Genomic DNA, 8,927 nt, shown 5'->3' on the forward strand with positions numbered 1-8,927 from the left:
AATAGTGAACAATTTTACTGAGAGGGGCGCACAACCAACCGTGCGCCCCTCTCAGTGATCAAGCAGTTCATGTAGGGTGGGCAGTGCACCAGACAGATAATCAAGCTTGCAAAGGGCGTTGCTAGGCACTGCCCACCTTACCATTAATGACTAGGTTTAACCCAAAGTTCATGTAGGGTGGGCAGTGCACCAGACAGATAATCAAGCTTGCAAAGGGCTTTGCTAGGCACTGCCCACCCTACGATTAATGACTTAAAGAGTTAACGATTGCGGTTCAGTTTCAATCAACTTCGCCAAGTCTTGCAAGAACGCTGCCGCATCAGTACCATAGATAATCCGGTGGTCACAGGTAATATTCACTTGCATCTGACGCTTTACTCCCATCATGCCGTCAGGGCTAGCTACTACAGTAGGACGGGATGCACCAATGGCCAAAATAGAACCCTGTCCTGGGGGCAAAATCGCATCAAACCGGTCTACACCAAACATGCCTAAATTGGATAGGGTGAAAGTACCGGAATTATATTCCTCTGGCTGCAACTGCTTAGTTCTGGCACGGTCTACTAAATCTTTCCAAGTGCGAGACAGAGAATAAATATCCAGCTGCTCCGCATGGCGCAATACTGGGGTAATCAAGCCACCATCAGCCATTGCCACAGCCACAGCTACATTAATGGAACTGTGATATTGAATTCCCCGTTCGGTATAACTAGCATTGACCAAGGGATGCTTCTGCAAGGTAACCGCTACTGCCTTAGCTAGCAGCCCTGTCATCGTAACACCCTTAGGCTTGATTTTTTTGTATAACTTATCCAACTCATCCGTAGTGATGGTGTAACCAACCCTGAAGGTAGGCACTTGCAGGCTGACCATCATATTCCGCACCACTGCATTTTGCAGGGTATTGAACGGCACCACTTCTCCCAGGGGTACAGCCGCAGGAGGTGCTGGCAGAGGAGCTGGCATAGTTGCTGGGGTGGGAGTGGGCATTACAGCCGGTGTCGGCGGTGCTGCTGGGGTGGTGGCTGGTGCTGGGGGAGTACTGACTTTACCTGCTGCTGCTTCCACATCCTCAGCCACAATCCTGCCATGGGGACCACTTCCTCTTAAGGTATTCAGATCAACCCTTAATTCCTTCGCTAGTTTACGAGCTCGGGGAGAAGCAATAATTCGTCCATTACGGCGGCTGGGAGTATCAGCAATGGCAGCAGGAGCGGTCTGTACCGGTTCTGGGGTTGAGGCCGTTGCTTGCTGAGGCGTTGCTGTGTCAGTAGCTGGTGTAGATTGGGCAGCTTGTTGTTTAGCTGCTTCAATTTCCGCTTCCGTTTCCGCAATCAGAGCAATCGGGGCTCCCACCGGAGCAGAGTCACCAGCTGATACCGTGATTGTGGCCAGATATCCTTCATAGAAGGACTCAACGTCCATATCAGCCTTATCCGACTCAACCACCACCACGGTTTCACCTTTTTCGACTTTGTCTCCGGGAGATTTTTCCCAGGAAACTATTTTGCCTTCGGTCATGGTTGAACTGAGGGCGGGCATGAAAACTTCGTGAATCATGGGGTGGTCTTCTAAATCAATTCTAGTGAGCTAGCAAAAACATTATGCCAGCTTGCATTGTAGCTTGAATAAGCCCCACAAAGCCATCGTACTGTGTAAAGAAACCATGAGGCAGAGGGCTTCGATGGTTTTATACAATACGGATATCCTCTTTTTGCTCAGGATTAGGGATTAGGGGAGTGGGTAGCTACCAATCACTCTATACATGCTAATAGCTCTTATCGGTTGACTGCTGAGAGGGTCAGTCTAAGAGCTAGTTTAGTATAACCTTAAATCCTATCGATTTTGGTGGCCGGATGAAGGTCATTTCACTGAATCTTTAATTAACCGACTCAAACGTTAAAGAAATGAATAATTTATCCCAAGAGAGGAAACTTATACCTAATCTATAGGTTAATTAACCATAAAATAACTATAGCAATCCGATCTGATTCGTGAAATAAATGGGCTGCTTTAATGCAGGAGTAATCCCCCCTCCTTAATAAGGGGGGCTGGCAGAAGGCAGAAGGGACCGGAGTTGGAGCTATTTTTTAATAAGTCCAGTGATTTTAAAAATGATTGAGGATTGCTATATAATAATCTATTTATAGCAGTCGCCAGGGTAATTAGGACATGACAAAAGTCTCAAACTACAGTATGGCAAGAGTTTAAATTCAGAATTCAGAATTCAGAATTCAGAATTCAGAATTCTGCTATATTACCTGAATAGTAGATAGTAAAGGTTAATAAAAATCCTCAAAAAAAGATATAAAAAAAGATTTTAGCGCTAAAATTAAGTCAGTATTGAGGGGTTGAAAAACCATGAAAAAGTTATCAACAGTTACGCTCACAGCTGCCTTAGTTACTTTGGGAACAGTAGGTGGTAATCCCGCTCTAGCTGATGAATACTTACTGGATTTTGAAAAGGATGATGCTGGTAACATTCTCAAGGCGGGGACTAAGAAAAATATTGGTGAGCAATGGGCAAAATTCGGTGTGCATATAACCAGTAACAAAGGGTCTAATCATCCCTTAAGGTTATTCAACAGCAATTGCGGACCTGATTTTGGGATTACATGCACCGGTGGAGACGATGACTTAGCCACGGGACCTTCATTTGGTACGAAGCCACAGGGTAACGTTCTAATTATCAACGAGGACAAAAGTAAAACACCCGATGACTGGGCTGGCGGTGGTATCATTTCCTTTGTTTTTGATCAAGCCGTTTCTGTTGATTACGTCACGCTTCTAGACATTGATGAGAATCCGAAGAATAAAAACGGATATGTTAAAGCGTTTCTGGAGGATGGCACAACAGAGAAACAATCACTAAAATTTGGCACAGACAACTCCCTATCCACTTACGATTTCAGCTATCTTCCTGAGTATTCAGTGACCAAGCTGGATATTAAACTACCAGGAAGTGGTGCGGTTTCTGGCATCAAGTTTACCGATTTCCCAGATCCCCCTAAGCCTTCTAAGAAAGTTCCCGAACCAACTTCGACATTGGGTCTGTTGATGTTGGGTGCTATCGGTGCTGGGTCAGTGTTCAAGCGCTATAAATAATGCCATCAGTAATTAGATGGACTTGGGCCCCCGGGGATAATGTGTTTTGTTAAGTGTTAAGTGTTAAGTGTTGACTGTTGACTGTTAAATGTTGATCGTTGAGAGTTGACTGTCAACAGCCGACAAGTTAGCTTGATTTCTATCGAATGCAACTTGATATGAGATGCTTAACAAAAAACTTTCCCTGACCGCGCTTACAGGTATTATCCTAATCCTGAGTGCTTGCAATCTGATTAGCAAACCCCCTGAACCCAAACCAATTCAGTCTCCTGCTAATGTCCAGACTAAGCGAGAAGACTATAAAGCCATTGACCTAGCCAATAAGGCAAAACCGGATCAACTGATTGGTGCCGATCCAAAAGCGATCGCATTATCTACCTTTGGTCAAAACCAATCGTTGATTGAAGGAAACTTTGATCAACAGGTCAAGGTAGATTATCCTCAACCTGATCAAGCGGTAGTCACCATCACTCAAACGGGTTTACCGGATGACTCTGTACGTGGCATCCGGTATCGTATTGAGTTATCACCCAAGGAATCAGCCCAAACTGGCAAAAAGTGGCAGATCATGTGGGCTGGTCAACAGTTTACCTGTCGAGAGGGACGGGGTCATCAGGATTGGTCAACGGAATTTTGCCAGTAATGGCTGGGTCAATGGCAAAGGCGTGAAAGACAATACAGAGATTTTTAAACAGGGATACACGGATAATCAGATATCCGTGTATCCCTGTTTATTCATGTCCTGTGTTTCCGTTAAATATCACCGCGAATCTCTTCGATAACCCCATCCCGCAGCAGAATTTCCACGTTCATCTTTTTGACTAGGTTATCTCCTTCTTCCACCCTGAAGAAGCTTTCTAGCTGACCTTGACTAACTTCCTGGTCGAGTTCGAGGGTTTGGACTTGTTGTAGTTGCTGAAGTTGCTGGTTTTTCTGCTCTAGCAGTTCACTTTTCTTTTGATTGACCTGGGTTTGAATGCTTTCAATTTGTTGCGATACCTGAGGACCAGGAGGATTCACGCTCTGGTTTTTAATCTCAGCGATCGCTTTTTGTCCCTGCAGATCAATCTGTTGCAGTTGGCCGTCGAGTTGGTTGATTTGATTTTGTAGTTGTTGCTGAACCTCTTCCTTCCATCGAGGGGTAACGATGGCTTTGATATTAATTGGCCGTTTCAAGAGTAAGTTCTTATTAGAGTCGTCCATATGCGTTCCACTATGTAACTTTGAGGGATTGAGAGTTTGACTGGTGATATTGCTCAATAATTCTTCAAAAGAAGATTGAGGTTCAGTCTCAAGGTTTGAGGCCCGCACCTCTAAACCTTCTAACGTTTTAACAGAAACTCGCGGAATTCCCCACCTTCTTTGAAGGTGGGGATGGATAGCGAGACTACGGAGGCGCGCTTTCCGCTTGAAGAATTAAATTACGGGGTCGCGCCTCAACTTACGACGATTCGTGATATAATCAACTTGGTCGTTGACCCGCCTGACTGACTAAAAGGCTACCTTATCAAAGGTGTACAAAGTACGCTTCAGAGCTCAGGGTCAGAAGTTACCGCAAGAATAAGGCAGCCTTTATGGTTTGTCGGCTATGGGTAAAAGGGTTAAAACTTTATGATTAAGGCTGCCTTATTCTAAGGTTTAGTCTCCCGGAAGAGACTTGCCCCGGCTGGTTAGCCATAGAGCTGTAATTCCATGGTAAGTCTGTCGTAAAAGTTATACGTCGATAGAAGGCGGATGTCTGCCTGTGGACGCCTCGTCAACGACCAATTCCAGCAGGCGCGCTTTCCTAGGCCGGGTTCCCCGGCCTAGGAAAGCGCCTCTGGTTTAGGCGTCGGGGACGCGCGCGGGAAACCCGAACGCGCCCCGCGTCGGCTTTGCCGATAAGACGAATAAGACCGTCCCTGAATTGACCTGAGAATGCGAGCAATCCCATGACCTTTGGTCAAGCCGGTTGGGGTACTTCACGCAAACATCCCGTCAATGATAGCGCGATAGCGTTCTGTGACTACAGGTCGTCGGATTTTAAAGGTTTGAGTCATCATGCCATTTTCCTGGGAAAACGGCTCTAGAATCAGCCTAAAGGTGCTGATGCGGTCATCTTGGCGATAACCTGGTCGATTTTGGACTTCTCGGTTTAATTCAGTCCGGTATAACGTCTGAACCTCTTTAGTATTTAAATCAACATCTTGAGCGAATACATCAAGGGTAAGATTTTGAGCCGCTGCCCACCCTTGCAAGGCATCTAGATTTGGTACTATTAAGGCACCCAATGCCTTTTGGTCTTGACCCACTAGCATAATCTGGTCAATGTAAGCACTGCGCAAACAAGCATCTTCTATTGGTTGTGGCTCGATATTTTCTCCATTGGTCAGAACTATAGTATCTTTTGCTCTGCCAGTGAGGACTAAATCATTCTGGGGGGTCACCCAACCTAAATCCCCTGTATCAAACCACCGGTCTCGATCAATTGCCTTAGCGGTAGCTTCTGGTTTGTGATAATATTCCTGCATCACCTGTGGTCCTTTTACCATCACCAAGCCGGTTTGACCTTGGGGTAAAGGCTGATGAGTCTCAGGGTCAACAATCCGGATTTGAGTTTCCGGTAAAGGTGGTCCAGCACTAAAACGCAGGTTACGATAGGAACGCCGGGCATTAGTAACGGGAGATGTTTCGGTTAAGCCATAGCCGACTAGGACTTCGACACCAATAATCTCAAAGAAGTTATCCAGGTGCCTCGCTAAGGAACCCCCACCACTAATGACTTGCTTGATTTCTCCCCCAGTGGCTTCCCGGACTTTTTGATAAACTAGTTTATTAGCCAATTGATGAACCGGCCATAAATAGGAAGCTTGCACTGTGGCCAATAGTTTTTGGATGGGTGAAGGATTTAAATTATCTAAGGTCAACCCCTGAGCAAGCCGCCGTGCCTCAATGTAGCGTTGACTGAACCCTAGCAGGTTTTGGACTAATTTCTGCTTACCTTCCGGTTGCTCACGAAACTGCTTTTGCACCCCCTCATAAATCGATTCCCACAGTCGGGGTACTCCGACCATAAAGTTAGGTTTGAAGGTTTTAAGGTCTTTTTTGACATGGCGCAGGTTGGTGTAAATCTGGGTGGAACCCTGAGATAACACAAAATACTCCGCTGAGCGTTCGTAGGCGTGCCAGGTAGGCAGGATAGAAAGAACGCGATCGCTTTTTTCGATTGCTATTACTGTACCAAGGGTGTTGACCTGATGCAGGAGATTACCATGGCTCAGCATCACCCCTTTGGGTTTGCCTGTGGTACCAGATGTATACAGCAGAGTTGCCAAGGTTTCCCGGTTGTGGTTAGCTTTGGTAACAGACCGAGATGCCCCGGCTTCCATGAGTTGAGTATAGTTAACAATCTGTCGGGATGATCCGGTCGATAGTGGTTGTTCTTCAGAAAGGAGAATCACTAATTCAATCGGTAGCCCATCCAAGCGATCGCCTAATTTTTCCAAAGTTTTGAGGTGTTCTACTACCAGAGCCGTGCTACCGCTATCTTGGAGAATATAAAGCAATTCCTGCCGTTCTGCTTGACCTGAGCGCACCACATTTACTGCTCCTGCAGTCATGATCCCCTGATCGGCAACTAGCCATCGAGGAGAGTTATCAGCAAATAAAGCAATTCGGGTAGGAATACCCTTCTCATCCAGTGTTGGCTGGAAACCTAGGGATTGTAATCCAGCCGCAAATTGCTCGATTTGCTCGTGCAACTGGGTATAGGTTAGGGTCGAGGCTGGAGCACCATGAGCTCCCACAGCGTGAGGGTCTTGCAGAGCAATGATTGACCCAAAGCGTTGGGCAGCAAGGGGCCATATTTCTGGTATCGACTTTAGTGAAGAGTAATCAGCAACACGCTTGAGGTAAACTCTCTCTTGTTGTCTGAGGCGTTCTGCATACTGGTTTTTCGACATTCATCAACTCCCTGATTGTAATGGTAGCTCTTTCTACCATACTCTTATGCTCAGAGGTGATTGGGGGTGTTGAGTGGACACAATTGTTTCTGTCTTAGTTTCTGTGTAAGCATTCAGCCGTCAGCCGTCAGCCTTTGGCTCACGCTACTGATCGGTGCTTTCCGTAACTCAGCATTATTCGAATGCTTACCTGTTTTATTCAAAAGCACCGATCAGTAGCACCATCTGTAGCGCATTAGCTGATATAGCACTACGCATTCAGACGTTTGACATTCCTAAACTCCGAAACTTAGTCATAGCTTACTTTTGACTTCTGACGCAAGTTCCTTTAAGCTTGCGCGTAGCGCTATAACTGCTAGCTGATAGCTGATAGCTGACGGCTGAATGCTTAAGTCACCCGAGTCACCCCATGACCTGATCACCTGATTACCCCAGCATCCTATACCCTAAGCATGAGCGATCGCGTGGTAATCTCAGTAAAAATTCATGGTGTACTACTCGAAAAATTCATCTGGCATGAGTTTAATAGCATCTAAGGGTGAGGCAAGGGATTGTACCGTTGCTTACCTGAAGACAAATTGGAGCAAAAGCCTGCAACAGCGCGTTAATTCCAAATTCCCTATTGTAGCTTCCCTATAGCCTAAACGAATAATATAGCAGTCGCCAGCGATGCAGCGCGGTCTTGGGGGTTTCCCCCACTCGCGCTTTGCATCAAGACAGGGCAGTTAGGACATGACAAAAGTCTCAAACCTAAGTAAGCGCAAGAGTTTGACTTCTGACAAAGGACTTCTGACTTCTGCTATAAATCGCGGCTAGACATAGGCGAAGCCTTCTTGAAGATGACAAAGTCCGCACTTCGCTGACTAGATGATCAAAATAATCAACGGGGTTTTGAACCGGGATTTGGGATCAGAGGATACATGAATTTTGTAGCATTAACGCTCAACTGAGGAACTATACTGGTTCAGAATTAGTTTTCAATTTCCACCCTACTATCAATAGCATTACCATCTTTGCCAAGTAAAGGATTCTGATGACCTATCTCGAAACAACTGCTGAATTTTATTCTGAAGTCGCCCAAACACCCCAAGTTGGTTTGTGTTGTGTCCAAAGTAGCCCCTTACAACTGCCAGGACTGAAAATTCCTCCAATGATGGCGGATATGAATTATGGCTGCGGTACGACGGTACATCCCACGGAACTCAGCAATCAGCCAACGGTCCTCTATGTCGGTGTTGGTGGTGGTTTAGAGGCGTTACAGTTTGCTTATTTTTCCCAACGTCCAGGGGGTGTGATTGCTGTTGAGCCAGTTCAGGCCATGCGGGAGGCGGCTACCCGTAACCTGAAGATTGCTGCTCAAGACAATTCCTGGTTTGACCAGAGTTTTGTGGAAATTCGGGAAGGGGATGCCTTTGCCCTACCTATGCCAGATGATTCTGTAGATGTGGTTGCTCAGAATTGCCTATTCAACATCTTTGAACCGGCTGACCTGATGAAGGCACTCAAAGAAGCCTATCGAGTCTTAAAACCAGGTGGACGACTGTTAATGAGTGACCCCATTGCAACTCGTCCGATTCCACCCCATCTACAGGAAGATGAGCGGCTACGAGCTATGTGTCTGTCTGGTGCCCTCACTTATCAATCCTATGTCCAGCACTTGGTCAGGTCAGGTTTTGGTCAAGTAGAAATTCGAGCAAAGCGTCCCTATCGGCTTCTGGATTGCCAAAACTACAACCTCGAAGAACCCCTGCTGCTGGAAAGTCTGGATTCTGTTTCTTTCAAAGTTGTGATCCCAGAGGATGGACCATGTATTTTTACTGGCAAAACAGCAATTTACATGGGCGCGGAAGAGTTTTTTGATGACAATGCGGGACACATCCT

The 8,927-nt window shown here is 46.2% G+C and carries 6 protein-coding genes; 3 read left to right on the forward strand and 3 right to left on the reverse strand.

Annotation, left to right across the window (positions count from 1 at the left end):
• Positions 1 to 252 precede the first annotated feature (252 nt).
• A complete protein-coding gene (locus F6K38_RS29855) occupies positions 253 to 1,560 on the reverse strand; it encodes a dihydrolipoamide acetyltransferase family protein (protein WP_287312507.1) in 1,308 nt (435 codons plus the stop codon).
• Between the two features lie 801 nt (positions 1,561 to 2,361).
• On the opposite strand from F6K38_RS29855, the gene F6K38_RS29860 reads away from it, so the two are divergent.
• On the forward strand, positions 2,362 to 3,105 hold the full coding sequence (locus F6K38_RS29860) for a PEP-CTERM sorting domain-containing protein (RefSeq protein WP_008190414.1): 744 nt from the start codon (positions 2,362 to 2,364) through the stop codon (positions 3,103 to 3,105).
• Between the two features lie 163 nt (positions 3,106 to 3,268).
• Positions 3,269 to 3,748: a hypothetical protein gene (locus tag F6K38_RS29865; RefSeq protein WP_287250086.1), complete on the forward strand. Its 480-nt coding sequence runs from the start codon at positions 3,269 to 3,271 to the stop codon at positions 3,746 to 3,748.
• A 110-nt stretch (positions 3,749 to 3,858) separates the two neighbouring features.
• Here F6K38_RS29865 and F6K38_RS29870 read toward each other — a convergent pair whose 3' ends face one another.
• Complete coding sequence (locus F6K38_RS29870) at positions 3,859 to 4,308, reverse strand: YlqD family protein (protein ID WP_044495479.1); 450 nt, start codon at positions 4,306 to 4,308, stop codon at positions 3,859 to 3,861.
• A 758-nt stretch (positions 4,309 to 5,066) separates the two neighbouring features.
• Positions 5,067 to 7,046, reverse strand: coding sequence for an AMP-dependent synthetase/ligase (locus tag F6K38_RS29875; RefSeq protein WP_287358700.1), 1,980 nt, complete (start codon positions 7,044 to 7,046; stop codon positions 5,067 to 5,069).
• A gap of 1,033 nt (positions 7,047 to 8,079) precedes the next feature.
• Here F6K38_RS29875 and arsM point away from each other — a divergent pair.
• A partial coding sequence (arsM, locus tag F6K38_RS29880) for an arsenosugar biosynthesis arsenite methyltransferase ArsM (RefSeq protein ID WP_287358701.1) occupies positions 8,080 to 8,927 on the forward strand: 848 nt, incomplete at its 3' end.

It is taken from the genome of Moorena sp. SIO3B2 (assembly GCF_010692525.1).
GTDB lineage: Bacteria > Cyanobacteriota > Cyanobacteriia > Cyanobacteriales > Coleofasciculaceae > Moorena > Moorena producens.

Bases quoted from the DNA above. Each gene is read 5' to 3' on its own strand.
- F6K38_RS29855 (WP_287312507.1), bottom strand. From the start codon at position 1,560: ATGATTCACGAAGTTTTCATGCCCGCCCTCAGTTCAACCATGACCGAA.
- F6K38_RS29860 (WP_008190414.1), top strand. From the start codon at position 2,362: ATGAAAAAGTTATCAACAGTTACGCTCACAGCTGCCTTAGTTACTTTG.
- F6K38_RS29865 (WP_287250086.1), top strand. From the start codon at position 3,269: ATGCTTAACAAAAAACTTTCCCTGACCGCGCTTACAGGTATTATCCTA.
- F6K38_RS29870 (WP_044495479.1), bottom strand. From the start codon at position 4,308: ATGGACGACTCTAATAAGAACTTACTCTTGAAACGGCCAATTAATATC.
- F6K38_RS29875 (WP_287358700.1), bottom strand. From the start codon at position 7,046: ATGTCGAAAAACCAGTATGCAGAACGCCTCAGACAACAAGAGAGAGTT.